Annotated in this window: 21 protein-coding genes and 2 tRNA genes; 15 read left to right on the top strand and 8 right to left on the bottom strand. The window is 61.2% G+C overall.

Annotated features, from left to right (window positions below):
* Positions 1 to 152 precede the first annotated feature (152 nt).
* Together EN885_RS15655 and EN885_RS15650 are read left to right on the top strand one after the other, a co-directional pair.
* Positions 153 to 1,433: an O-acetylhomoserine aminocarboxypropyltransferase gene (locus tag EN885_RS15655; protein WP_127205854.1), complete on the top strand. Its 1,281-nt coding sequence runs from the start codon at positions 153 to 155 to the stop codon at positions 1,431 to 1,433.
* Between the two features lie 21 nt (positions 1,434 to 1,454).
* The gene (locus tag EN885_RS15650; protein WP_095485810.1) at positions 1,455 to 1,805 is read left to right on the top strand and encodes a cupin domain-containing protein; all 351 of its coding nucleotides are present in this window, start codon (positions 1,455 to 1,457) and stop codon (positions 1,803 to 1,805) included.
* Positions 1,806 to 1,822: 17 nt separating this feature from the next.
* On the opposite strand, the gene EN885_RS15645 is transcribed toward EN885_RS15650, so the two are convergent.
* Complete coding sequence (locus EN885_RS15645) at positions 1,823 to 2,542, bottom strand: transporter substrate-binding domain-containing protein (RefSeq protein WP_128242136.1); 720 nt, start codon at positions 2,540 to 2,542, stop codon at positions 1,823 to 1,825.
* A gap of 27 nt (positions 2,543 to 2,569) precedes the next feature.
* Positions 2,570 to 3,820 (bottom strand): cytochrome P450, encoded by a 1,251-nt coding sequence (locus EN885_RS15640; protein ID WP_128242135.1) that lies wholly within the window; start codon positions 3,818 to 3,820, stop codon positions 2,570 to 2,572.
* Positions 3,821 to 3,925: 105 nt separating this feature from the next.
* Here EN885_RS15640 and EN885_RS15635 point away from each other — a divergent pair, with 105 nt between their 5' ends.
* The 6 genes from EN885_RS15635 to EN885_RS15610 all read left to right on the top strand — a co-directional run bounded on the left by EN885_RS15635 (position 3,926) and on the right by EN885_RS15610 (position 12,582).
* The gene (locus EN885_RS15635) at positions 3,926 to 5,029 is read left to right on the top strand and encodes an FAD-binding oxidoreductase (protein WP_128242134.1); all 1,104 of its coding nucleotides are present in this window, start codon (positions 3,926 to 3,928) and stop codon (positions 5,027 to 5,029) included.
* A gap of 337 nt (positions 5,030 to 5,366) precedes the next feature.
* Complete coding sequence (gene clpP, locus EN885_RS15630; RefSeq protein ID WP_095485814.1) at positions 5,367 to 5,996, top strand: ATP-dependent Clp endopeptidase proteolytic subunit ClpP; 630 nt, start codon at positions 5,367 to 5,369, stop codon at positions 5,994 to 5,996.
* Positions 5,997 to 6,290: 294 nt separating this feature from the next.
* A complete protein-coding gene (clpX, locus tag EN885_RS15625; protein ID WP_095485846.1) occupies positions 6,291 to 7,565 on the top strand; it encodes an ATP-dependent Clp protease ATP-binding subunit ClpX in 1,275 nt (424 codons plus the stop codon).
* Between the two features lie 288 nt (positions 7,566 to 7,853).
* Positions 7,854 to 10,265, top strand: a complete 2,412-nt coding sequence (gene lon, locus EN885_RS15620; protein WP_128242183.1) for an endopeptidase La — start codon at positions 7,854 to 7,856, stop codon at positions 10,263 to 10,265.
* Between the two features lie 196 nt (positions 10,266 to 10,461).
* Positions 10,462 to 10,734 carry an HU family DNA-binding protein gene (locus EN885_RS15615; protein ID WP_006201846.1) on the top strand — a complete coding sequence of 91 codons (273 nt, stop codon included), beginning with the start codon at positions 10,462 to 10,464 and terminating at the stop codon, positions 10,732 to 10,734.
* Between the two features lie 252 nt (positions 10,735 to 10,986).
* Positions 10,987 to 12,582 (top strand): glycosyltransferase family 39 protein, encoded by a 1,596-nt coding sequence (locus EN885_RS15610; protein ID WP_206616825.1) that lies wholly within the window; start codon positions 10,987 to 10,989, stop codon positions 12,580 to 12,582.
* A 69-nt stretch (positions 12,583 to 12,651) separates the two neighbouring features.
* Here EN885_RS15610 and EN885_RS15605 read toward each other — a convergent pair whose 3' ends face one another.
* The gene (locus tag EN885_RS15605; protein WP_128242132.1) at positions 12,652 to 13,674 is read right to left on the bottom strand and encodes an aldo/keto reductase; all 1,023 of its coding nucleotides are present in this window, start codon (positions 13,672 to 13,674) and stop codon (positions 12,652 to 12,654) included.
* Positions 13,675 to 13,859: 185 nt separating this feature from the next.
* Between EN885_RS15605 and EN885_RS33600 the strand changes: the two genes are divergently transcribed.
* On the top strand, positions 13,860 to 14,000 hold the full coding sequence (locus EN885_RS33600) for a hypothetical protein (RefSeq protein ID WP_158302576.1): 141 nt from the start codon (positions 13,860 to 13,862) through the stop codon (positions 13,998 to 14,000).
* A 6-nt stretch (positions 14,001 to 14,006) separates the two neighbouring features.
* The gene (locus tag EN885_RS15600) at positions 14,007 to 14,750 is read left to right on the top strand and encodes a creatininase family protein (RefSeq protein ID WP_128242131.1); all 744 of its coding nucleotides are present in this window, start codon (positions 14,007 to 14,009) and stop codon (positions 14,748 to 14,750) included.
* 208 nt (positions 14,751 to 14,958) lie between these two features.
* On the opposite strand, the gene EN885_RS15595 is transcribed toward EN885_RS15600, so the two are convergent.
* The 3 genes from EN885_RS15595 to EN885_RS15585 all read right to left on the bottom strand — a co-directional run bounded on the left by EN885_RS15595 (position 14,959) and on the right by EN885_RS15585 (position 18,773).
* Entirely contained in the window at positions 14,959 to 15,876 is a 918-nt protein-coding gene (locus EN885_RS15595; RefSeq protein ID WP_128242130.1) for a carbohydrate ABC transporter permease, read from the bottom strand.
* Between the two features lie 9 nt (positions 15,877 to 15,885).
* Positions 15,886 to 17,007, bottom strand: a complete 1,122-nt coding sequence (locus EN885_RS15590; RefSeq protein WP_128242129.1) for a sugar ABC transporter permease — start codon at positions 17,005 to 17,007, stop codon at positions 15,886 to 15,888.
* 101 nt (positions 17,008 to 17,108) lie between these two features.
* Positions 17,109 to 18,773, bottom strand: coding sequence for a sugar ABC transporter substrate-binding protein (locus EN885_RS15585; RefSeq protein WP_095489663.1), 1,665 nt, complete (start codon positions 18,771 to 18,773; stop codon positions 17,109 to 17,111).
* Between the two features lie 293 nt (positions 18,774 to 19,066).
* Between EN885_RS15585 and ugpC the strand changes: the two genes are divergently transcribed.
* The 3 genes from ugpC to rbsK are packed head-to-tail and all read left to right on the top strand — an operon-like array spanning position 19,067 to position 21,545.
* Entirely contained in the window at positions 19,067 to 20,125 is a 1,059-nt protein-coding gene (gene ugpC / locus EN885_RS15580; protein WP_128242128.1) for a sn-glycerol-3-phosphate ABC transporter ATP-binding protein UgpC, read from the top strand.
* A gap of 36 nt (positions 20,126 to 20,161) precedes the next feature.
* A complete protein-coding gene (locus tag EN885_RS15575) occupies positions 20,162 to 20,614 on the top strand; it encodes an RbsD/FucU family protein (protein WP_128242127.1) in 453 nt (150 codons plus the stop codon).
* A 4-nt stretch (positions 20,615 to 20,618) separates the two neighbouring features.
* Positions 20,619 to 21,545: a ribokinase gene (gene rbsK, locus EN885_RS15570; protein WP_128242126.1), complete on the top strand. Its 927-nt coding sequence runs from the start codon at positions 20,619 to 20,621 to the stop codon at positions 21,543 to 21,545.
* A gap of 290 nt (positions 21,546 to 21,835) precedes the next feature.
* Here the strand turns inward: rbsK and EN885_RS15565 are convergent, their stop codons facing one another.
* Positions 21,836 to 22,624 carry an ion transporter gene (locus EN885_RS15565; protein WP_128242125.1) on the bottom strand — a complete coding sequence of 263 codons (789 nt, stop codon included), beginning with the start codon at positions 22,622 to 22,624 and terminating at the stop codon, positions 21,836 to 21,838.
* A 174-nt stretch (positions 22,625 to 22,798) separates the two neighbouring features.
* Positions 22,799 to 22,875, bottom strand: a tRNA-Asp gene (locus EN885_RS15560).
* A gap of 216 nt (positions 22,876 to 23,091) precedes the next feature.
* Between EN885_RS15560 and EN885_RS15555 the strand changes: the two genes are divergently transcribed.
* Both EN885_RS15555 and asnB read left to right on the top strand, forming a co-directional pair.
* Positions 23,092 to 23,167 (top strand) — tRNA-Val (locus EN885_RS15555).
* A gap of 434 nt (positions 23,168 to 23,601) precedes the next feature.
* The gene (asnB, locus tag EN885_RS15550; RefSeq protein WP_128242124.1) at positions 23,602 to 25,539 is read left to right on the top strand and encodes an asparagine synthase (glutamine-hydrolyzing); all 1,938 of its coding nucleotides are present in this window, start codon (positions 23,602 to 23,604) and stop codon (positions 25,537 to 25,539) included.
* The last annotated feature ends 16 nt before the right edge of the window (positions 25,540 to 25,555 follow it).

The following is a 25,555-nucleotide window of genomic DNA, read 5'->3' as shown; positions in this document are numbered from 1 at the left end:
GCTCGAGACGGAAATTTATTCCGGTAATCGGAACATTTTCTCGCGCCTCGATCACAGAACGTGCGTCGAAGGGCATTTTCTTCTTTGCATTCGTGACCGGGCTTCGCCAAGAATGCCCGGCGATTTTCAGAAGGTTCAAAGGGAGGTATTCGATGACCAGCACGCCCGGTTTCAACACGCTCGCCGTCCATGCCGGTGCCAAGCCCGATCCGGCGACCGGCGCGCGTGCCACGCCGATCTACCAGACGACCTCCTTTGTCTTCGACGATGCCGACCATGCCGCCTCGCTTTTCGGGCTAAAAGCCTTCGGCAACATCTACACCCGCATCATGAACCCGACCCAGGCGGTGCTGGAAGAGCGTATCGCGGCGCTCGAAGGCGGCACGGCAGGGCTGGCCGTGGCGTCGGGTCATGCCGCGCAGGTGCTGGTCTTCCACAATCTGATGCAGCCCGGCGACAATTTCGTCGCCGCGACAAGGCTTTACGGCGGCTCGATCAACCAGTTCGGCCACGCCTTCAAGAATTTCGGCTGGCAGGTGCGCTGGGCCGACACCAACGACATATCGACCTTCGAAAGCCAGATCGATGAAAAGACCAAGGCGATCTTCATCGAGAGTCTGGCCAATCCGGGCGGTGTCTTCGTCGATATCGAGAAGATCGGCGACATCGCCCGCAAGCACGGCCTGCCGCTGATCGTCGACAACACGCTGGCCTCGCCCTATCTGGTGCGGCCGATCGAGCATGGCGCCGACATCGTCGTGCATTCGCTGACCAAGTTCATCGGCGGCCATGGCAATTCGATCGGCGGCGCCATTGTCGACGGCGGCACCTTCGACTGGTCGAAATCCGGCAAATATCCGATGCTGTCGGAGCCGCGCCCCGAATATGGCGGCCTCGTCCTGCACGAAACCTTCGGCAACTTCGCTTTCGCCATTGCCGCGCGCGTGCTTGGCCTGCGCGACATGGGTCCGGCGATCTCACCCTTCAATGCGTTCCTGATCCTGACCGGCCTGGAAACCCTGCCGCTCAGGATGCAGCGCCATTGCGACAATGCGGTCACTGTCGCCGCCTGGCTGTCCAACCACCCCAAGGTCGCCTGGGTCTCCTATCCCGGCCTGCCCAGCGACAAGAATAATGCGTTACAGAAAAAATACTCGCCGCTTGGCGCCGGTGCGGTGTTCACCTTCGGCCTGAAGGGCGGCTATGCGGCGGGCATCAAATTCGTCGAGGCGCTCGAACTGTTCTCGCACCTCGCCAATGTCGGCGACACCAAGTCGCTGGTCATCCACCCGGCATCGACCACGCATCGGCAATTGTCGGACGAGCAGAAAGTTACGGCTGGCGCTGGGCCAGATACGGTCAGGCTCTCGGTCGGCATCGAGGATGTCAACGACATCGTCGCCGATCTGGAACAGGCTCTCGCCAAGGTTTGATCCCCACTGGAAGGAGATTCGATGACCGAGCCGAAATTTCTCTCCGTCAATGTCGAAAGTGTCGAGCCGGAACTTGGCGCGCCGGCGCCGGGTCGCCTGATCTCGGGCGATCCGAAGTTTCGCACCTGGAATGTCGAGGAACGCGACGGCGGGCTCTATGCCGGCATCTGGGAGGCGACGCCGGGCAAATGGCGCATCGAGTATGACGAGTGGGAGTTCTGCCACATCCTGTCGGGCGTTTCAGTGATCGCCGAGGAGGGCGGCGAGGCGCGCACCGTCAGGGCCGGCGACAGCTTCGTGCTCAGGCCGGGTTTTAGAGGAAGCTGGGAAGTGCTTGAAATGACGCGCAAGGAGTATGTGATCAAGCTTTGATCACTTGCATGGCGCTTTCACAAAAGCCGATCGATATCACCGTCGGAAAATCCGTATTCGGCCATCATGTCCCGGTGCCAGGGACTTCCCAGCAAATCGTCCAGGCATGAATCGATGCGCTGGCGCAGGATCGCATTGTCTTTGGCGAGAGCGAAAGCGCCGGCGGCTGGCTGTTTTTCGGCTGCCGGAACGTCGATGACCGCAAGAGGCGCGTTGAAATGCTGAGCCAGATAGCCTCGATGCGCCATGGCGACACTTGCATAGGCATGCACCGCACCGGCAGCGACAGCATCGGCCGCGCCCGCTTGCGTGGCGAATATTCTTATCCGCTCGGGCGGAACGCCATTTTGCAAAGCCGTCTGATGTTGGACCTGGCCCGATATGACGGCGATCAACGCCGCCTCATCTGCGGCGATGGATCGATAGCCGCTGAATTCGCGCGGATTGCCTTTCGCGACGAGCAACCCGTCCTGCAAGACCCAGATCGGTCGCGTGAAGTCGACGGATTTCTTGCGTTCGTCCGAAACGAACAGACCGGTGGTCATATCCCACTCGCCCTTGGCCAGTCCGGGAAGCAGCTTGGCGAACTCGGTCTCGATGGGCAAAAAGGTCCCTAGCCCCAATATTTCGCAAACCTTCTGTGCGAGCTTGACGTCGCAGCCGAAGACATCTCCGGAAGCGTCGGTGAAGCAGAACGGAGACTCCTGCAAAAAAGCGAATTTCATCTTTTCAGTCATGCGATCTCAGCCTTAGGTCCGCTGTTCTCAAAAACGCCCGGCGAGCGCTTCCAACCCGTGGAAATGATAGGAGTCGCGGAAGCGCGGCTGTCCGGCGAGATGCAGCCGCGGTAGGCGCTGGAACAGGGTTTTCAGCGACACCTGCAATTCGAGCCGGGCGAGCGGCGCGCCGATGCAGAAATGGATGCCGGCGCCGAACGAGACGTTCTTCTGGTCCGCGCGATCCGGCCTGAAGGCGAGAGGTTCGGCAAAGGCCGCCGGGTCGTGATTGGCCATGCCGAGCAGCAGGCCGATCGTCTCGCCCGGCCGCACGATGACACCGGGGCCGGCCTCGATCTCTTCATAGGCATAACGCGTGAACATGTGCAGCGGCGCGTCGAAGCGCAGGCATTCCTCGACGGTCGCCGCGGTCGCTTCCGCAGAAATGAAGAAGCGGCGCGGGTCGCCGCCTTGCGCGAGGATCGAGCGCACCGCATTGCCGGTCTGGTGAACGGTCGCCTCGTGGCCGGCGTTGAGCAGCAGGATGGCCGACGACACCAGTTCGTCCTCTGAGAGTTTTTGGCCATCGTCTTGCGCCGAGATCAGCAGCGACAACAGATCGTCGCCGGGGTTTTTGCGCCGCTCGGCAACATAGCCGCGCAGGAAATCCGAAAAATCCCGCGCGGCGCGATTGGCCGTCTCTTCCATTTCGCGTGTGCGGCCATGCATATACATGGCGACCATCTGATGCGACCAGTCGAGCAACTGCGGCCCCATCTCGACAGGCACGCCGAGCATCTCGGCAATGATGGTGATCGGCAACGGCGACGCGAAAGCCGGCAGCAGATCGACCTGGTCCGGTTCGAAACGGTCGATCAGCTCGTTGGCGAGCGCCTCGACGCGCGGCCGAAGCCGCTCGACCTGACGCGAGACGAAGGCGCGGTTGACCAGCGTTCTGAGCCTGGTGTGAACGGGCGGCTCCAGCTCCAGCATTGAATTCGCCTCGATACCGTCGAAGGCGTTGAGATGCGTGCGGTCCTGGCCAATGCCGCTTCTGTCGGGGACGCCGGCCGGGTTCTGGCGGCCGAAGCGGCGGTCGCGCAGCAGCCGGTTGACGTCGTCGAAGCCGCCGAAGCACCAAAAGCCGAACTCTTCCCAGAAGAAGACATTCGATGCGCCATGCATGAAGGCATAGGCCTCATAGGGATTCTGGAAGAAAGCCGGCTCGTGTGGATCGAGCCGCATATGGCGGGTGGCTCGATCGAAGGCCAGGTAAGTTGGTGGCACCAAATCGGTCATTCTGGATCATTAGCCCGGCTTGCCAGCTTGGCGCCAGACCGTATGTTGGCGCCCGATAGCCCAATGCATTGAGCCAGCCGGCGCGGCTGCGGAAAGACGGTTTTGATGAATGTGATCGTGGTTGGCGCAGGCATTGCAGGGCTTTCGACCGCGTGGTCGCTGATCAAGGCCGGGCACCGGGTCACGATCGTCGAGCAGGGACCGATTCCCAATCCGCTTGCCGCCTCGGGCGACCATCACCGCATCATCCGCCGCGCCTATGGTGCAGCTATGGGCTATGGCCGGCTGATCACCGAAGCCTATGAGGCCTGGGACGAGATGTGGGTTGATCTCGGCGAAAACCATCTCGATCCGCGCGGCTTCATCTGCATTTCGCGCGACGAGGGTGACGACGCCGAGCAGATGCGCGACGGGCTGGCGGCCGGCAATTTTCCCTTCGAGATGATCGAGCCGGGCGAGGCCGTCGCGCGCTGGCCGTTCCTCGAGAGCGGAAGTTTTCGCTACGCTTTCTTCTCGCCGGAGGGCGGCGCACTGCATTGCCGCAAGATCGCGGCGGGACTCGCCAAATGGCTGCGGGCCAACGGCGCCAACGTCTATGAAAACAGCAAGGTGACGACGATCGACGTTGAGGCCGGCCACATCGTGCTTGAAAGCGGCGAGACGATGCAAGCCGACCGCATCGTCATCGCCGCCGGCGCCTGGGTGCTAAAACTGTTTCCGGAACTAGACGGCGAACTGAAGACCTGGCGCACCGCGCTTGCCTATGTCGAGCCGCCGGCGGACCTGAAAGCGGCGTGGCAAGGGGCCCCGGTCATCCTCGATGTCGGCGGTGCTGTCGATGGCTACGTGATCCCGCCCTCCGGCGGCGCCGGCATGAAATTCGGCTCCGGCCTGCACAGGGTGCCGACCAGCGACGCCGACTGGAACCGCCAGCCGGTGGCGGGCGAGGGCGAGGCGATCCGCAACCTGTTTTCGCCGCCGATCGCCCGTATCGAGGAGTATAGGGTGACCGAAGTCGTCACCTGCGCCTACACCTTCACCGCCGACGAAAAATTCCTGGCGCATGAGAAGGGCAGATGCCTTGTTGTCTCGGCCTGCTCCGGCCACGGCTACAAGTTCGGCGCGGCTGTCGGCAGGCGCGTCGCGGCGACCATCGGCAATGGCGACGTCGCCGGTTTAAGGGCGTGGCTGCGGGCCGAAGTAGCCTGATCATGGCACGCCCCTGTTGAGCCTTCAGAGCAAACTCAACGTTGAATTGTAGGGGGAGCCGTATCGCGGGAAAGCAGTTTCGAGACATTTCGTTAAGCGACGCGGTTAAGAAAGTGTTACGCGGCGGCGCCGCGTCAAGAGCAGCAGAAGGCTGCCGGCGCAGCTTCGGGCGAATCCTGTGCGGAAAGCTTGATTCGACTTAACCGGATGGCTAGGAGAGGCGGCCTTGCGCTAGGGTGAGCCGACATCCTATTTACAGGACAACGATCCAGAACCGATTCTGCCCGACTTGCTAATCTCCCGGCGCCGGAATCCCACCTTTGAAAAGGGATAGTCCATGAAGAACCCCGTCGAAACCTACATGAACCTCGTTCCGATGGTGGTCGAACAGACCAATCGCGGCGAGCGGGCCTACGACATTTTCTCGCGGCTGCTGAAAGAGCGCATCATTTTCATCACCGGCCCGGTCGAGGACGGCATGGCGACGCTGGTCTGCGCGCAGCTCCTGTTCCTCGAAGCGGAGAATCCGAAGAAGGAAATCAACCTCTACATCAATTCGCCTGGCGGCGTCGTCACGTCCGGCATGGCGATCTACGACACCATGCAGTTCATCAAGCCGGCGGTGGCGACGCTGTGCATCGGCCAGGCGGCCTCGATGGGCTCGCTGCTCTTGACCGCAGGCGAGAAGGGCATGCGCTTCGCCACGCCGAACGCCCGCATCATGGTCCACCAGCCTTCCGGAGGCTTCCAGGGCCAGGCTTCCGACATCGAGCGCCACGCCCAGGACATCATCAAGCTGAAGCGTCGTCTCAACGAGGTCTATGTCAAGCACACCGGCAAGAGCTATGACGAAATTGAAAAGACGCTCGACCGCGACCACTTCATGACCGCCGACGAGGCGAAGGATTTCGGCCTCATAGACAAGGTCATTTCGTCGCGCGAGCCGGCTGAGGTTGCCGCCGCATAAGCCTGGTGGCAGCTGGATGGTGGGAAAACACGCTTTTGACGCCGCTTGCGGCATTTCGGCCACAATTGGCTGTTCCCTCGACGGGAGCAATTGCCTACGTTAAGCCTATGTTGATTTTCGACGGCTTAGCTTTGTGCGGGGTTGGTGCGAATCATTGCGACGTTTTCTGATATGTGTTTCGTATGGAATGCGTTGCGGGAGCCGGGACACTGGCGGCGGCGATTTCCCGCGATAGATTTGAATATGCGCCCTTTCAACCAGACCATCGGCGGGCGGCTATGAAAGGACATGAAAATGAGCAAGGTCGGCAGCAACGGCGGTGATTCCAAGAACACGCTTTATTGCTCGTTTTGCGGCAAAAGCCAGCACGAAGTGCGCAAGCTGATCGCCGGCCCGACGGTGTTCATCTGCGACGAATGCGTCGAGCTCTGCATGGACATCATCCGCGAGGAGAACAAGACCTCGATGGTGAAGTCGCGCGAGGGCGTGCCGACCCCGCAGGAGATCCTCAAGGTTCTCGATGACTATGTCATCGGTCAGCCCTACGCCAAGCGCGTGCTGTCGGTGGCCGTCCACAACCACTACAAGCGTCTCGCGCATGCCGGCAAGAACAACGACGTCGAGCTGGCGAAGTCCAACATTTTGCTGATCGGCCCGACTGGTTGCGGCAAGACGCTGCTTGCGCAGACGCTGGCCCGCATCATCGACGTTCCCTTCACCATGGCCGATGCGACGACGCTGACTGAGGCCGGCTATGTCGGCGAGGATGTCGAGAACATCATCCTGAAGCTCTTGCAGTCGGCCGACTACAATGTCGAGCGCGCCCAGCGCGGCATCGTCTACATCGACGAGATCGACAAGATCTCGCGCAAGTCGGACAATCCTTCGATCACCCGCGACGTGTCGGGCGAGGGCGTCCAGCAGGCGCTGTTGAAGATCATGGAAGGCACGGTCGCCTCCGTGCCGCCTCAGGGCGGCAGGAAGCATCCGCAGCAGGAGTTCCTGCAGGTCGACACCGCCAACATCCTGTTCATCTGCGGCGGCGCCTTCGCCGGCCTGGACAAGATCATTTCGGATCGCGGCCGCAAGACCTCGATCGGCTTCGGCGCCACGGTCGCTTCGCCCGAGGATCGCCGCACCGGCGACGTTTTCCGCCTGGTCGAGCCTGAGGATCTGTTGAAGTTCGGCCTCATTCCCGAGTTCGTCGGCCGTCTGCCGGTCCTGGCGACGCTGGAGGACCTCGACGAGCCGGCGCTGATCCAGATCCTGACCGAGCCTAAGAACGCGCTCGTCAAGCAGTATCAGCGGCTGTTCGAGATGGAGAATGTCGACCTGACCTTCCATGAGAATGCGCTGTCGGCGATCGCCAAGCGCGCCATCGAGCGCAAGACCGGCGCGCGCGGCCTGCGCTCGATAATGGAAGCGATCCTGCTCGATACGATGTTCGAGCTGCCGGCGCTGGAAGGCGTGCGCGAAGTGGTTATTTCGGAAGAGGTGGTGTCCGGCAACGCCAGGCCGCTCTACATCTATTCCGAGCAGAAGGAAAAGAAGGGCAACGTCAGCGCCTGACGTGAGCCTGCACAATGGATTTTTTTTGAAACGGCGCCGCGAGGCGCCGTTTTTGCTATTGCGGTCGGGCCGACTTGTGATGAACGGATTGTGACAGATTGGATGAACGGTTTCGTGTTGACCCTTGATCTTTGCCCCCCGTGCCTCCAACTAACTGAGGAAGGCCGGGGTGCCGAATTCTGTGCTGTAAAACTCCCGTCACAAACGGTGGTAGGCGGAACGATCCTCGGTCGTTAATATGAGATTCGCGGTTGGCCGATTGGAAGCCGCGACATGAAAGGTTGGACAATGGCCAAAATATCCAAGGCTCCCAGCGACGGCGTCTTCGCAGTCCTCCCACTGCGCGACATCGTGGTGTTCCCGCACATGATCGTTCCGCTCTTCGTCGGACGTGAAAAGTCGATCAAGGCGCTGGAAGAGGTGATGGGTCAGGAAAAGCAGATCCTGCTTGCGACCCAGATGAATGCCGCCGACGACGATCCCGAGTCCGATGCGATCTTCGACATCGGCACGCTCGCCAATGTGCTGCAATTGCTGAAGTTGCCGGACGGCACCGTGAAGGTGCTGGTCGAAGGCGCCTCGCGCGCGAAAATCGTTTCGTTCACCGACCGTCCCGACTTCCACGAGGCCCGCGCCGCGGCGCTGGTCGAACCGGAGGAGGAAGAGGTCGAGGTCGAGGCGCTGGCCCGTTCCGTCGTCACCGACTTCGAGAACTACGTCAAGCTGAACAAGAAGATCTCGCCAGAAGTGGTGGGTGCCGCCAGCCAGATCGACGACTATTCCAAGCTCGCCGATACGGTTGCCTCGCATCTTGCCATCAAGATCCCCGAGAAGCAGGAGATGCTGGCCACGCTTTCGGTCAAGGAGCGGCTGGAAAAGGCGATGGGCTTCATGGAAGCCGAAATCTCCGTCCTGCAGGTTGAGAAGCGCATCCGTTCGCGCGTCAAGCGCCAGATGGAGAAGACCCAGCGCGAATACTACCTCAACGAGCAGATGAAGGCGATCCAGAAGGAGCTCGGCGAGGGTGAGGACGGCCGCGACGAGGCCGCCGAGATCGAGGCGCGCATCAAGAAGACCAAGCTCTCCAAGGAGGCCCGCGAAAAGGCGGAGGCCGAACTGAAGAAGCTGCGGACGATGTCGCCGATGTCGGCTGAATCGACCGTCGTGCGCAACTATCTCGACTGGATCCTGTCGATACCGTGGGGCAAGAACTCCAAGGTCAAGCAGGATCTGGCGTTCGCGCAGAACGTGCTCGACACCGACCATTTCGGCCTCGACAAGGTCAAGGACCGCATCGTCGAATATCTCGCCGTGCAGAGCCGCCAGAAGAAGCTGAAGGGGCCGATCCTGTGCCTCGTCGGACCTCCCGGCGTTGGCAAGACCTCGCTCGGCAAGTCGATCGCCAAGGCGACCGGCCGCGAGTTCATCCGCATGGCGCTGGGCGGCGTGCGCGATGAGGCCGAAATCCGCGGTCACCGGCGCACCTATATCGGCTCGATGCCCGGCAAGGTCATCCAGTCGATGAAGAAGGCGAAGAAGTCCAACCCGCTCTTCCTGCTCGACGAGATCGACAAGATGGGCCAGGATTTCCGCGGCGATCCGTCATCGGCTTTGCTCGAGGTGCTCGACCCTGAGCAGAACTCGACGTTCATGGACCATTACCTCGAGGTTGAATACGACCTGTCGAGCGTGATGTTCGTGACGACCGCGAACACATTGAACATCCCTGCGCCCTTGATGGACCGCATGGAGATCATCCGTATCGCCGGCTACACCGAGGACGAGAAGATCGAGATCGCCAAGCGCCACCTGATGCCTAAGGTGATCCGCGATCACGCGCTGCAACCGAAGGAGTTTTCCGTCGGCGAGGACGCGATCCGCGGCATCATCCAGACCTACACCCGTGAGGCGGGCGTCAGGAGCCTGGAGCGCGAGCTGATGAAGCTCGGCCGCAAGGCGGTGACCGAGATCCTGAAGACGAAGAAGAAGACGATCGACATCACGGCAGACAATCTTGCCGATTATCTTGGTGTCCCGCGCTTCCGCTTCGGTCAGGTCGAGGCCGACGATCAGGTCGGCGTCGTCACCGGGCTCGCCTGGACGGAAGTCGGCGGCGAGTTGCTGACGATCGAAGGCGTCATGATGCCCGGCAAGGGCCGCATGACGGTGACCGGCAATCTGCGCGACGTGATGAAGGAATCGATCTCGGCGGCGGCCTCCTATGTCCGCTCGCGGGCTATCGATTTCGGCGTCGAGCCGCCGCTGTTCGACAAGCGCGACATCCACGTCCACGTGCCCGAGGGCGCAACGCCCAAGGACGGACCGTCGGCGGGTGTGGCGATGGCGACGGCGATCGTCTCGGTGCTGACCGGCATCCCGGTCAGGGCCGATGTGGCGATGACCGGCGAGATCACGCTGCGCGGCAGGGTGCTGCCGATCGGCGGGCTCAAGGAGAAGCTGCTTGCAGCACTTCGCGGCGGCATCAAGAAGGTGCTGATCCCGGAAGACAACGCCAAGGATCTGGCGGAGATTCCGGACAACGTGAAGAACGGCATGGAGATCATTCCGGTCGCGCGGGTCGGCGAAGTGTTGCGCCATGCGCTGGTGCGTATGCCGGAGCCGATCGAGTGGGTCGAGCCGGTCAATGCGCCGGCTGCGGTGGATGCCGGAGACGACGCCAGCAAGTCGCTGGCTCATTAGCTCTTGCTAAAGTTGCAATGCACAAACAGAGAGCCGGGCCTTGAGCCCGGCTTTTTCATGTGAAAAACCCCGGAATTCCGGGCTTTTTTCGATTTTTTTCGCGCTTTTCGACTTGGTTGCGGAAGCGCTTCTTTCTAAAGTCCGTTTCCTGCCGGATGAGTCGTACGTTCCGGTTTTCTCATGGAAGGGAATTTTTATGAACAAGAACGAACTGGTGTCCGCTGTCGCCGATGCCGCGAGTATTTCGAAGGGTGACGCGCAGTCGGCGGTTGATGCGGTGTTTTCCGTGATCACCGGCGAACTGAAGAAGGGCGGCGATGTCCGGCTTGTCGGCTTCGGAAATTTCACCGTGTCAAAACGCGCCGCGTCGACCGGCCGCAACCCGCAGACCGGTGCGGAAGTGAAGATTCCGGCGCGCACCGTGCCGAAGTTTTCGGCCGGCAAGGGCCTCAAGGACGCAGTAAACTAAGCGCCTTCTTACCCTTTTCAGAGATCAGAAAAGCCGGGCATGCCCGGCTTTTCTTTTGCGTCCGATTAAAGTGTCGGACCAAAGGTGAATGGTTCCGGAGCCGGCAATGGGAGTATCGCGCCGACGCCTAATGCATGTCGCGCAAAAGTGCGCAGCGGTTTTGCGATAACGATATGCATAGAAACAAGGGTTTAAAGCGCGTCGCATGAATCCGTTCGAACGCGACGCGCTTTGGGGCAACCCGGCGACCAATTGTCCTCTGCTCCCCAGTCGTGTAACGCCGTTCCTCCGGCACGAAGGGACGACCACATCTTGCAGAAGGTAGAAGAACTGATTGATTGGCTTGCCGACGACAAGGTCGGCCGGCTTTATGTCGCGGTGCTCGTCATCGCTCTTTATTTCGCCTTCCAAACCGCGACGCTGTCGCTGCTTGGCCTTTGGGCAGGCAACGGCGTGAACATCGACGATGCCGAGCAACTGATCTATCTGCCGCATCTCGCCGCCGGCTATGGTGGTTCACAGCCACCGCTCTACAACTGGATTGCCTGGACAATAAGCCAAGGGTTCGGGACGAGCATCGTCAGCCTCAAGCTCGTCAGATATGTCCTGCTTTTCGTCGGCTTTGCCGCCAGCCATGCTGCGATGCGCAGGCTTGGCTATAAGCAGGTCACTGCCGCCGCCGCTATGTTCGGACTAATGACGGTGCCGCTGCTATTTTGGGAAGCGCAACACAGCTTGACGCATTCGGTAGCCGCCTTCGCCTTTTGCGCGGTCACGCTGCTCGCCTTCGCCCATCTCGTCCATGTCCGGACGCCGCTGGCCTATGCGAGCTTCGGCCTGGCGGCCGCACTGGCCACGCTCGCCAAGTTCAATGATGTCCTCATGCTGGCAGCGCTGCTCTCGGCGGCGATGACTGTGCGCGCCTATCGACCAGCGCTGGTTTCACCATGGATACTGCTCAGCATGGCGGTCTTCGTGCTTGTTCTGACCCCGACGACAGTTTGGAGCTACTACCATTCGGACGCAATTTTCGCCCGTATATCCAAGTTTGGCATAGCCGATGATGACGACGGAATGATCGGCATCCGCGGCGAGGGGTTGTTCAAAATCATATATGCCACCGCGTCATTCAGCATCGTGACTCTAGTCATCTACGTCCTCGGCTTCGTTTGGAAACGGAGTTTCCCCCGACGGCAGGACGCCTTCAATGCACCGCGGAACAAGTTGCTTGAGCGTGCATTGCTGATAGGCCTTCTTGCTGTGCTGCTGCTGGTGCTGGCAAGCGGCAGCACGTCGTTGCGCAACCGCTGGCTGCTGCCGGTTCTTTTCCTGCTGCCGCTCTATCTTGCCGCACGCATGGAAAAGCTGGGTGAGTTCGGCCGAGAGGTTCAGCGCTTCGTGATCGCCTTGGCTGTCGTTACAGCTCTGCTTGTGACACCGTTCACTTGGTATGCGCAACTGATGGGCGGGGAAGGCAAATCTCGCACCGCAAGGCTGGACTTCAAAGAACTCTATCACGACCTGCGGGCCACCGGGCCGGTGCGCACGATCCTCGGCAATTCCTCTTGGGTCGGAAATTTCCGTCTTGCTGAGGGCGACCTCGTGCTGCTCAATCCCGAAGTTCCGGAGCTGAAAGAGCTACTCCAGGACCCTGCGGTGTTGATGTGGCTGGACGAAAACCGGCCCGATCCGGCATTGGTAGAGATCTTGCGGCAAGCAGACTACGAACTCAGCAGCCAAACCGGCACGCTGATCGGGAAAGAGCTGTTCGGATCCGTGTCGGGCAGGCGCATCTATTTCGCCCGCCTGCACAAGCGCGGTTCGGCAGGCGCAAGCGTCCAAGATTGAATGCAGTCAGGGATTGCCGCTTGTACCCAAGCGAGGCCGCAGGTGTTGAGCCGATGAAAGCAGGCGGCTTTATGCGGTCGGCGCATCGGCGCGCATCAGCGCTTCCTTCTTGAGGTCGGCCCAGAGTGCCGAAGGCAGCTTCGCGTCGAGCAGCGAGCGGTTGCTTTCGACCTCGCTCGGCCGCTGGCCGCCGGGGATCACCGACACGACCGAAGGGTGCAGCAGCGGAAATTGCAGTGCCGCCTCGATCAGGCGCACGCCGTGGCGTTTGCAGACGGCCTCGATGCGCGTGACGCGGTCGAGAATGTCCTGCGGCGCCTCGGAATAATTGTAGTAGGCGCCGGGCTTCGGTCCGGTTGCCAGGATCCCGGAATTATACGGCCCGCCGAGAACGATGCCGATGCCGCGCTTCTGGCATAACGGCAGGAAGGATTGCAGCGCTTCTTGCTCCAGCAGCGTATAGCGCCCTGCAAGCAGGAAAAGGTCGAAGTCGCCACGCTCGGCAAGTGTCTGGGCAACCGGCCATTCGTTGATGCCGCCGCCGAACGCCCTGATGACGCCCTGGTCGCGCAGGGCCAGCAGCCCGTAGTAGCCCGAGCGCATGAACTCCTCGATGCGTTGGTCCGAGGCCTCCTTGCTGCCATGGGTGAAGATGTCGACGTCATGCACGAAAAGGATGTCGATGCGGTCGACACCGAGGCGTTCCAGCGAGGCTTCGAAGGAGCGCATGACGCCGTCGTAGCTGTAGTCGTAGACCTCGCGGCGCGACGGCGTGTCGAAGAATTTGCCGATGCCGGTGCGCTGCTCCGGCGGGCAGGCGCGCATGATGCGACCGACCTTGCTCGACAGCACATAGTCGTCGCGCTTTTTCGAGCGCAGGAATGGATTGAGCCGCGTTTCCGACAGGCCGAGCCCGTAGAGCGGCGCGGTGTCGTAATAGCGGCAGCCGACCTGCCAGGCCGCCTCCAGGGTGGCGTTGGCATCGTCGTCGGAGACGACACGGTAGAGGTTGCCAAGCGGCGCCGTGCCGAAGCCGAGTTCCGTGAACGTGATGCCGCCGTTGCCGATGCGGTCGAAATGCCGTGTCTTCATGTCCTGCTATTTCCTCACCTACGCAATTGCCGTGACACTACCACGCCCGTGGCACTTCAAAAGTACTTCGAGCCGTTGGACACGGATTCTCACGGTGATAGCATGAGCAAAAACAAGCTGTTCGGGGGAAATGTGGCCAATACGTTCAGGCAGGTTTGGGGTCCCGGCAAATTGGTGGAACCGTCATGACCAATGCCGACAAAAACCTGTTCAGAATGGGCGAGGGTAGCGCCGCAAGACTTGCCGATTTCACCTTGCCTGTCCCGGCTCAGAATGGTCAGCGACCAGGGGCGGCGAAGCGCGCCCACCACGCCAACATGGAGTAAGCGCTCATGCGCTACGAGCTGATGCTGCCGCACCAGATCCGCAAGGCGATCGCCGAGAACTGGCCGGTCGTGCTCCCGCTCGGCGTGCTCGAATACCATGGCGAGCACATGGCCGTCGGCATGGACACGCTGGCGGTCGTCAAGATACTGGATCTGTTCGAAAAGGAAGCCGACATCGTCATCCTGCCGCCGTTCTACTACGGCGCGGCGAGCTACGCGGTGGCGGGGCCGGAGGGCAATGGGTCGGTTCAGGTCGGCGGCAGTGTGCTGGCGCCGTTCGGCGAAGAGCTGTTCTATAGTCTGCTGCGCATCGGTTTTCGCAATATCCACGCCATCATCCACCACCAGACCGAGAACTCTGCCGCCGGCATGCCGACCGATCTCGCCTTCAAGACCGCCGGCCGCCAGGCGATCTTTCGCTTTCTCGAGAAGGAGCGCGGCGAGGGCTGGTGGGGCTCCGAGGCGATGGCCGGCTATTATGCCGAACATGCCGAAGGCGCCAATTTCTTCAACTGGGTGCAGGTGCATCCGCTCATGCCGGCGGCGATGAACGGCCAATATCCGTTCGACCATGCCGGCATTGGCGAGACGTCGGTGATGCTGGCGCTGTGCCCGGAAGCGGTGGACGCCAGCCACTTCGCCGACAATACGGGATGGTACACGGCGACTGCCCCTGAGGCCTCGATGGAGCTGGGGCAAAAGGGCGTCGCGATGATCCTCGATCATTTGAGGGCGATGTTGACGGCCTAGCGCGGTTCTTCCTTCTCCCCTTGTGGGAGAAGGTGGCCGAGCGAAGCTCGCTCGGATGAGGGGTGCTGGAAGGATCGCTACCTCGAAGACGTAAGCACTCTAAATTCCTCGACATTTGCGCGCCGCATTTCTTCCAACACCCCTCATCCGTCTTGGCGCTACGCGCCAATCCACCTTCTCCCACAAGGGGAGAAGGGAAGACAGGTGTCTATTTCACCGCGCCCGCGGTCATGCCCATGATCAGATAGCGCTCCAGCGCGATGCCGATGACGGCAAGCGGCGTGATCGCGGCGGTGGCCAGCGCCGCCATCGACCACCAGTTGATGCCTTGCGAGCCGGTCTGGCTCGCCACCATCACGGGAATGGTCTTGGCGTCAGTCGAGGTCAGGAGAGCGGCGAAGAAATACTCGTTCCAGCACAGCACCATCGCCAGGATGAAGGCCGCGACCATGCCCGGCAGCGCGATCGGCATGACGATGCGGAAGAAGGCGCCCCAGATCGACAGGCCGTCGACGAGGGCTGCTTCCTCCAGTTCGACCGGGATCGAGTTGAACTGGTCGCGCATGATCCAGATGACGATCGGCAGCACCATCAGCGTGTAGAGCAAGATCAGCCCGATGCGCGTGTCAAGCATGCCGACTTCGCGGTACAGCACGAGAAAAGGCAAAGCGAGCACCACCGGCGGCAGGATCAGCTGCGACAGGAAGAAGAAGGAGATGTCCTCGTTCTTGAACCAGGCGAAGTGGTAGCGGTAGCGGGTGAGGCCGTAGGCGGCGAGGCTGCCGATGACGATGGCGAGGCTCGATGCGCCGACCGAGGTGATGACCGAATTCATGAAGCGCTTGATGAATTCGTCGCGCACCGTCGAGGTCCGGAAGATCGCATCCGGCGACAGGCCGAGCGAGCGCCAGCCCTTCCAGTCCGGCCGGAAGTCGACGAAGGGGATGAGATGGCCCTGGGTGACGTCGACCGCGGTCTTGAACGAGGTGGTTATCGTCCAGTAGATCGGGAACAGGCAGATGAAGGCCCAGAACACCAGCGCGCCATAGATGAAGACTCGGTTGGCGAAAAAGCTCGCCGGCGAGCGGATTTCGGAAGCGGCGTACTCAGTGGTCTGAACGCTCATGTTGCCGCCTCAATTGACGTTGCGCACGAAGCGGTTGGCGAATTTCAACAGCCACGTCACGAACACGATGATGATGATCAGGTAGGCCATCGCCAGCATGGTGCCGTAGCCGACATTCGAGCGGTCGCGATACTCGCGGTAGATGAAGCTCGACACGGAATCGGTCGCGCCGCCCGGGCCGCCCGAGGTGACGGTGATGATGATGTCGGCAAGCTTCAGCTTGAAGATGATGCGCAGGATGATTGCCGTCACCGACACCGGCAGCATCAGCGGGAAGGTGACTTGCCAGAAGGTCTGCCAGGCACTGGCGCCGTCTACCCTGGCCGCCTCCAGCACCTCGCGTGACATCGCCTGAAGGCCGGCCAGCAGCATGATCATCATGAACGGGATGAACGTCCAGGCATCCAGCACCATGATCGAGATGCGGGCGGTGATCGGGTTTGAGAAGAAGGCGGGGTTTTCCCAGCCGAGCTGGCGCGCCAGCGCCGCGGCCGGCCCGAACCGGTATTCCATCAGCGACTTGCCGATCATCCATGACACCGCGACCGGCGACAGCATCAACGGCATGAGGAAGACGACGCGGAAGAATTTGCGTGCCCGGATCTGTGCGTTGAGAAGCAGTGCGAGGCCAAAGGCGATGACATATTCGACCAGCACCGCGAGCACATAGAGCACCATGTTGAACAGCGCGTTGCGGTAATAGGGGTCGGCCAGCATCTGCCAGAAATTGTCGAGCCCGTTGAACTTCCGGCCGGAGAAGGAACTGAGGTTCCAGTCCGTCAGCGCGATGTAGAAGCCGAACAGTGTCGGGAAGATCACCATGGCGATGGTGAACAGCAGCGCCGGCAGCAGGAACAGCGCGCGCTGGCCGTCTTCGCCGCGTGTCAGCACCTGGCCGATGCCGAGCGCAACGCCCCACAGCACATAGGCATAGACGACCGGCCGCCAGGTCTCGAACCCGATGGTGTCGACCTCTGTCTTGTATAGGATTTGAACTGCGATCACCGCCAGAAGGCCGAGCGTCGCAATAGCCATCAAGGCCCGGCCGAGCCGCTTGCGGCCCGGCGATATCAGATCGGATGGAGCGGCGTTTGCCGGCCACGCATTCGTGGGCAAGGTCTGGTCAGCCACGCGTCTCGTCCGTTCACTAAATGCTTTAATGACCGGCTCGCCGGTCTAGGTGCAGTCCGGCGGCTTCGCGTCGCCGGACCACGGTTCACCACAGTCTCAGCCTACATGCCGAGCGAGGCTTTGTAGAGCTTGACCTGATTTTCGCGGCCGATCTGGTCGGTCAGCTTCTCCCAGGCGGCTGCGATGGCGTCGGCGCCTTCCTGCGCCTTCATCTTTCCGGCGAACGTGTTGGCCAGAATGTCCTCGGCGGCGCTGTAGTATTGGAAGATGCCGGGGATGCGCGGCTCGATCGCGGCGTTCGGATGGTTGTAGCTGTCGGCTTCCGACTTGAGATACGAGGTGATGAACGCCTCGTCGTAACCGGCCGCCACCCATTCCGGAATGTCGAAATGCGAGTTGCGGTATGGCTGGAAGCCGGACGGATATGCCGCGCACCAGAGCGACAGGTCCTTGCCGCCGAGATGCGCCGCGGCAGACCAGGCCGCCTTCTTCTTCTTTTCGTCGCTGTCGACGCGGGCCATGACATAGACACCCCAGCCGAGATAGGCGCAGTTCGGCGCATAGTTCGGGCCGCTGGCCAGCTTGTCCCACTGGCCGGTCTTGGAATTGTAGACGTCGTCCGAGCCCGGCAGGATCGAGAAGCCGGTGACATCGCCGACGACCGACGAGTCGTTGGTCTTGACGTTGGAGCCGACGTCGCCCCACCAGGTGACCATCGAACCGGTTCCGGCCAGGAACTGCTGGAAGGCGGTGGTGTTCGGGTCGGCGTTGATCTGGTCGGCGGGTTCCGACGGAAGCGCGTCGATCACATCCTGGATCGCCCGCACCCAGGCCGGATTGTTGATGCGCGGCTTCATCGTGTCGGCGTCGAACAGCCAGGCCTTGTCGTCGGGATGCTTGGCATAAGCGCTGGCGCGGCTGCCGAGGAAGTAGAAGCCGAAACCGCCCCACGCCTTGGGCGCGTCGAGATAGCCAAAGACGTCCTGGCCCTGGAACTGCTTGCCCTTGAGGAATTTGGTCACGGCCTGCACCTGCTGCCAGGTCTTCGGCACGCCCCATTCGCCTTCGCCGCCGCCATCTTTCCACGCCTTGGCGAGGTCGGCATCGGCGAACACGTCGGTGCGGTAGTTGAAGTTATGCGCGTCGCCGTCGACGGTCACGCGATACTGCTTGCCGTCCCAGGTGCCGACCGGAGGCTGCAAATAGGCCACGACGTCCTTCATGTCGATCTGGTCCTTGACCCAGTCCGGCATTTCGGAGGTCAGGCCCTTGCCGCAGACGTCGCCTTCGAACGGCGCGCCCATTTCGATGATGTCGAAATCGACGGTGCCGGTGGCGATCGACTGCTGCAGGCGGGCGTTGTAGTCCGCCTGCGCCAGGTCGATCCAGTTGATCTTGGCGCCGGTATAGGTCTCCCACGGCTTCAGGAAGCCGCGAAACAGCACATTGTGCAGGTTCTGGTTGTTGAGCCCCATGAAGGTGAGCTCGACGCCGGCGAACTCGCCTTCCTTGACGTTGGACTTGGTCGCCTCCAGGCAAAGCTCGCCGACCTGCTGGAAGTCGGCATCTGTCGGCTGGCCCTTGCCGACACCGGGGATTTGCAGGATCTGCGCGCGCAGCTCGCTTGCTGCGGAGGCCGGTCGCGTCAGCGCGCCAAGCCCGGCGCCGGATGCCGCTGCGATCGCGGCCATGCTGGCCGCACCCTTGAGGACATCGCGGCGAGTGGCTCCCGCGCGCATAAATTGGTTGTAAAGGCTGACTTTCATTTTATTCCTCCCAGAATTTCAATGGTGATCGTTCAGATGTTTGGAGCGCTGGACGTGTTCCCCAACAACAGCGACTCATAGAAATAGCGGCCCAAGTTTCCTTCCGCGACGCTCCGATTTCCGTGGTCCGGACTAACGTGCCGGCGCGCCCGGAACAGGGTCATAACCCGAGCCCTTTCACTATTCTCACAACCAAGTGCCGTGTCAACGAGAATGGAGTTTTTTATCTATAAAAGACTGACTTGCCCTAGCCGTTTGCGTTGTTTAGCTTCACCGCAACGAAAGGGGGGCCCATGGCTCAAGTCGCGATCAGCAATGTGGCCAAGGCGTTCGGAACCGTCAAGGTCCTGCACGACGTCAGCGTCGACATCGCCGACGGGCAGTTCGTGGTGCTGGTCGGTCCTTCAGGGTGCGGCAAGTCCACGCTGCTCAGGATGGTGGCGGGGCTGGAAACCGTTTCAGGCGGCACGATCGCCATCGGCGACCGCGTCGTCAACCATCTGCCGCCGGCCAAGCGCGACATCGCCATGGTGTTCCAGAATTACGCGCTCTATCCGCACAAAACGGTCGAGCAGAACATGGCCTTTGCGCTGAAGCTGCGGAAGACCGACCCGGCGGTGGTCGCCGAGCGGGTCAAGCGCGCAGCCGATATTCTCGACCTCAATCCGTACCTCAAGCGCTATCCGCGCCAGCTCTCGGGCGGCCAGCGCCAGCGTGTCGCCATGGGCCGCGCCATCGTGCGGAACCCGCAGGTATTCCTGTTCGACGAGCCGCTGTCTAACCTCGACGCAAAGCTGCGCGTGCAGATGCGCACCGAGATCAAGGAACTGCACCAGCGGCTGAAGACCACCACCATCTATGTCACGCACGACCAGATCGAGGCCATGACCATGGCCGACAAGATCGTCGTGATGCGCGACGGCCGCATCGAGCAGGTCGGCGCGCCGCTGGAACTGTTCGACCGGCCGGCCAATCTGTTCGTCGCCGGCTTCATCGGCTCGCCGTCGATGAACCTGCTCAAGGGTGTGGTGCGCAAAGGCGACAAGCCCGTCGTCGAGATTGCCGGGACGCCGTTCCCGATTGCCGCGAACAGTAAGATGGAGGATGGTCGCAACGTCGTCTACGGCGTGCGGCCCGAGCATCTCGAAATCCAACCCGACGGCGTGCCGGCAAAGATTTCCGTGGTCGAGCCCACCGGTTCTGAAACGCTGGTCTTCCTGCGTTTCGGTGAAGGCGAGATGGTGGCGCTGTTCCGTGAGCGCCACGACTTCAAGCCGGGCGACACGCTGCACCTGAAACCACGGCTCGACCAGGTCCATCTCTTCGACTCAGAGACCGGCCGTCGTCTCTAACTTCACATCAAAAAAAGCCCGTTCGGGAGGAATGCCATGCTCAAAGGGATCAATCCGCTGCTCAATGCCGACGTGCTCCAGGCGCTGCGGGCGATGGGCCATGGCGACGATTTGATCATTGCCGACACCAACTTCCCCTCCGATTCGGTGGCGCGCCAGACCGTGCTCGGCCGGCTGCTGCGCATCGACGCGTCGGCGGCGGACGTGGTCAAGGCGGTGCTGTCGCTCTATCCGCTGGACAATTTCGTCGACGACGCAGCCGCCCGCATGGAGATCGTCGGCAAGCCGGACGAGATTCCCGCCGTGCAGAGGCAAGTGCAAGACGAGATTGACGCGGCGGAGGGCAAGGCCTGGCCGATGATCTCGGTCGAGCGCTATGCCTTCTATGAACGCGCCAAGAAGGCCTATTGCGTCATCCAGACCGGCGAGCGCCGCTTCTATGGCTGTTTTGCGTTCCGCAAGGGCGTCGTTCCGCCGGATGCGGAGTAGGGAGATGCCAGGCAAGCCCGTCGTTATACTCGGCGTCTTCGTCGCCGACACTGCCTACCGCGCCGTCCGCCAGCCGCGCATGGGCGAGACGATCCTTGGAACATCCTTCACGCTTGGCCCCGGCGGCAAGGGCTCGAACCAGGCGGTTGCGGCTGGCCGTCTCGGCGCTGACGTCACCTTCTTGACGCGCCTCGGCGTCGATCCCTTTGCCGATATGGCCAGGCAGACCTGGACGCAGGCCGGCGTGAAGAGCGCCGTCATCGACACGCCGCAGAGTTATACGGGTGCGGCCTACATCTTCGTCGAGGAGACGACCGGCAACAACGCCATCATCGTCAGCCCCGGTGCCGCCATGCTGATTTCGCCCGACGACATTGAGGCTAACGCCGGCCTGATTCGCTCGGCTGGCGTCTTCGTCACCCAACTCGAGCAGCCGATCGAGGCGGCGCTGCGCGCGCTGGAGATCGCGCGCGGGGCAGGGGTGACGACCATCCTCAATCCAGCGCCCGCGGCAAAGCTTCCGGATCGCATCTATACGCTCTGCGACTATGTCACGCCCAACGAGACCGAAGCCGAGGAATTGACCGGCATCAAGGTTTCCTCCCTCGACGATGCCCGCCGCGCCGCCGACAGTCTGCTCGGCAAGGGCGTCGGTTCGGTGATCATCACGCTTGGTGAAAAAGGCGCGCTGCTGCACACGGCCAGCCGTTCCGACCATGTTCCCGTGGTCAATGCCGGCCCGGTGGTCGAGACCACGGGCGCGGGCGATGCCTTCAACGGCGGCTTGGCCGTAGCACTTGCGAGAGGGGTGGAACCGCTTCAAGCAGTCCGCTTCGCTTGCGCCGTCGCGGGAATTTCAGTCACCCGGCCCGGCACCGCACCGTCGATGCCGACGTTGCACGAGGTCGAGGCGTTGCTGGCTAAGGGTTGAGGCCGCGCAGCCTCACCGGCGCTCTCCACTTTGTTCCGTTCCGACCACCGGTGACATATTAGCCACAGTTAATGTAAATCACCAAACCTGTCTTGTGCCATTGGCATAGTTGTCCCGTAATGGTCACTGGGTCTGGCGCCGCAATCGCACGGACAACAATACCGGGGCCAACCTTGCCCCGGCAGTCCGGGGGGGTAGTCTGGGGGACCCTGCCGCTTCGCAAATGGAGCGGCAGGCTCTTTCACGGCTGAGTTTGAAAGCCGCCTAAATTGCTGCTGGGTCTGCGGCAGCTAGTTAGCGCGAAGGCCCGACAATTCCCGGACCTCTGCCCGCAGCGCCTGGATCTCCGCGAGAATGGTGGCCTGATCGCTATGCAGCGTTGCCCTGTCGGCCGATTCTACCGCCTCGTGCTCGGCTTCCATCGCCGAAACGATCACGCCGATGAACAGATTGAGCACGGTGAACGAGGTCGCGATGATGAACGGGATGAAGAACAGCCAGGCGGTTGGATAGACCTCCATGACCGGGCGTACCACGCCGTCCGACCAGCCTTCGAGAGTCATGACCTGGAAAAGCGTGAAGAGCGATTCCGGTATGCCGCCGAACAGTTCGGGAAAGGACGAGCCGTAGAGCTTCGTCGCCATCACCGCAAAGACGTAGAACACCAGCCCGAGCAACAGCATGATCGAGCCCATGCCGGGCAGGGCGGTGATGAAGCCGGTGACCACACGGCGCAGCGACGGAACGATGCTGATCAGGCGCAGGACCCGCAGGATGCGCAGCGCCCTCAGCACGGAGAGCGAACCGGTCGCGGGGATAAGCGCGAAACCGACGACGAGGAGGTCGAAAATGCGCCACGGATCGCGGAAGAAATGCGTCCTGTAGACGATCACCCGGATTGCGAGTTCAAGCACGAAGACGCCGAGGATCGCGCGGTCGATGGCCGTCAGGAGCGGGCCAAAAGCAGCAATCGCGTCGGGCGAGGTCTCGAGGCCGAGCGTGACGGCGTTGATCAGGATCAGGACCATGATCGCGAGGTCGAAGCGGCGCGATTCGATGAGCGATTTCAGGGCGTCCAAGGCTTCTTCTCCGTTAGAGCATCGGACCCAAAAGTGGGAACCGGATTTGGGAAAATCCAATGCTCAAACGCATATGGCCGGCTTGTGACGCAACGAATACAAAAAGTTGAAACTCTCAGGAAACTGAAAGTTGAAACTTTTTGTACGAAAGGACTTGAGCCATTCAAAAAAGAATGGCGCGAGTGACGGGGCTCGAACCCGCGACCTCCGGCGTGACAGGCCGGCACTCTAACCAACTGAGCTACACCCGCGCAAGACGAGCACGTGTCAGCCGTGTTCGTCGTTGGGGCGGTGGATAAGGGGTAAGCTGCCGGGTGTCAAGCGGAGCAGGACAGCATAACAGCAAACAGGAGAAGGTTTTTTGACAGGCAGGATTTTGTTGCCGAATCCGATCGGCGGCGAGGGCATTGCGTGCTCATTTGGCCTTGCGAAGCTTGCCTTAACTGCTTAAAGGTCCGGCCCGGAGCGGGCGATTAGCTCAGTTGGTAGAGCGCTTCGTTTACACCGAAGATGTCGGCGGTTCGAGCCCGTCATCGCCCACCACATAACCGTTTGGTTTAGTCTTGTTCGCTGATCGGCTCGCTTGCCGATGTGACCGATTGCACCGACGATGCCAGGCCTAGGTATTTCGACGACGCGTACGAAGGGACAGGCGCTCGGGACAAACTGAGCGCTTTCCGAGCGTTTTGTGGGAGCAGGGCGGGCTCGGCGGTTACAGATCCGTCGAGCGAACACGCCATCTGTGATGGACCCACCGGATCGGCCAGGCTGCAACGCGGCAGGTCGCCGCAAACTCGAACAAGAGTTGCGTTTAGCTTTGAAATATACTTCTGTATCCAGGTGAGATAATCAACAGAGAAGTGCAATTATTGTTTTAATTTATTGTTAACCACGTGTCGGGTGAAATTGTCCTGGTTAACGCTTGAGGCCATTATCGAGGTTATATTGCGCACCTCGCCGATATATGAGTTGTAGTAATGTGCGGATTCGGGGGCTATTTCGGTTCGATCCGGGATGCGGAAGCTTTGCTTGCGCGCATGACAGCTGCGATCGCCCATCGCGGGCCGGATGAGCAAGGGAAATTTGTGGCGCCCGACGCCGGGCTCGGGCATGCGCGGCTGTCCGTGATCGGGATCGGTGATGGCCAGCAACCGATGTCCGATGTGTCAGGCAATTTGACGATTGCGTTCAACGGCGAGATTTTCAACTACGTAGAATTGCGCGAAGGGCTGATAGCCAAGGGCCGACGCTTCCGTACGTCGAGCGACACAGAGGTCATCCTGCAGCTGTATGACGAGATGGGCGAAGACTGTCTGCCTCTCCTGAACGGTGATTTCGCCTTCGCGATATGGGATAATAGGCATCGGCGCATGGTGCTTGCACGAGACCGAATGGGTGTCCGGCCGCTGTTCTACACGAGCAAGGACGGGGTGCTTTACTTCGCCTCGGAGATCAAAGCCCTGCTAAAGGTACCCGGCGTTTCAGCCGAGATCGACCCGATTGCGCTCGACCAGATCTTTACGCTCTGGGCGCCGATCGCCCCACGCACGGCTTTCCGCAATATCCACGAGCTGGAGCCGGCAAGCGTGATGATCGCGACACAGGGTCAAGTCACGGTCAAACGCTATTGGCACCTGGACTATCCGCATCGGGACGCGCCGTCGAAGGCCACGAACGAGGACGACGCGGCCGAGGAACTGCAGGCCCTTTTGACCGATGCGGTGAGGCTTCGCATGCGGGCCGACGTGCCGGTCGGCTCCTATCTTTCGGGCGGGCTCGATTCATCCCTTGTTTCGGCGCTTGCCGCCGGCATGACTCCTCGGAGGCTGCAGACATTTTCCGTAACGTTCGACAGCACCGAGCACGACGAAAGCGCCTTCCAGACCGAGATGGCTTCTGCACTTGGCACCCATCATCGAGCCATCGCCTGCCGTCCCGGCGATATCGCTCGTGTCTTTCCGGAAGTCATCCACTTTGCCGAGCGGCCGATCATTCGCACGGCTCCGGCCCCTCTCTATCAGTTGGCCGGGCTCGTTCGCCAGGCTGGCCTGAAAGTGGTGCTGACCGGCGAGGGCGCCGACGAGGTCTTCGCAGGATACGATATCTTCAAGGAAGCGCGTGTTCGCCGGTTCTGCGGACGTCAGCCGGCATCGCGCATGAGGCCACAGCTGTTCCGCAGGCTTTATCCCTATCTGCCGGGTCTGCAACAGCAATCCGTGGAGTACCTGTCTGCATTCTTTGGCACCGGCAACACTGCCCTCGACGATCCGCTATTCTCGCATCGGCCGCGCTTCAAGACCACGGCGGCGGCGAAGATTTTCTTTTCCGGTGACCTGCGTACGGCCTTGAAGGGCTATGACGCGGCCGAGGACCTAGTCAGCCGGTTGCCCGAGGCATTTTCCCTGTGGCATCCACTGCATCAGGCACAATATCTCGAAACCCGCTTCCTCCTGCCGGGCTATATCCTCTCCAGCCAGGGCGATCGCATGGCGATGGCGCATGGTATCGAAGGACGTTTCCCTTTCCTCGATCCTCGTTTGGTGGAATTCGCAGCAAGATTGCCGCCGGAGATGAAGCTGAAGGGATTGGTAGAAAAGCACATACTGCGCAAGGCGGCCAAGCACCTGCTTCCGACGGCGATCCGGGAACGCACCAAACAACCGTACCGAGCCCCGGACGCCAGCTCCTTTGTTGGAGCCGGAGAATTGGATTATGTACGCGACTGCTTGAGCGAAGCGAGCATCGCTGCCGGCGGACTGTTCAACGCCAAGGCGGTGGCAAATCTTCATGAGAAATGCCGCACACAGCCTGCGTCCGGGTTCCGCGACAACGCGGCCTTCGTGGGCATTTTGTCGACGCAACTGTGGCAGAAAAATTTCACCGGCCAAGAGGTCGGTGCAGCACGGGCAGCTTGAGAAGGGAAGGAAAGAA

Source organism: Mesorhizobium sp. M6A.T.Cr.TU.014.01.1.1 (assembly GCF_004022765.1).
Lineage (GTDB): Bacteria > Pseudomonadota > Alphaproteobacteria > Rhizobiales > Rhizobiaceae > Mesorhizobium > Mesorhizobium mediterraneum.
This window is presented reverse-complemented; position numbering and strand designations above follow the sequence as displayed.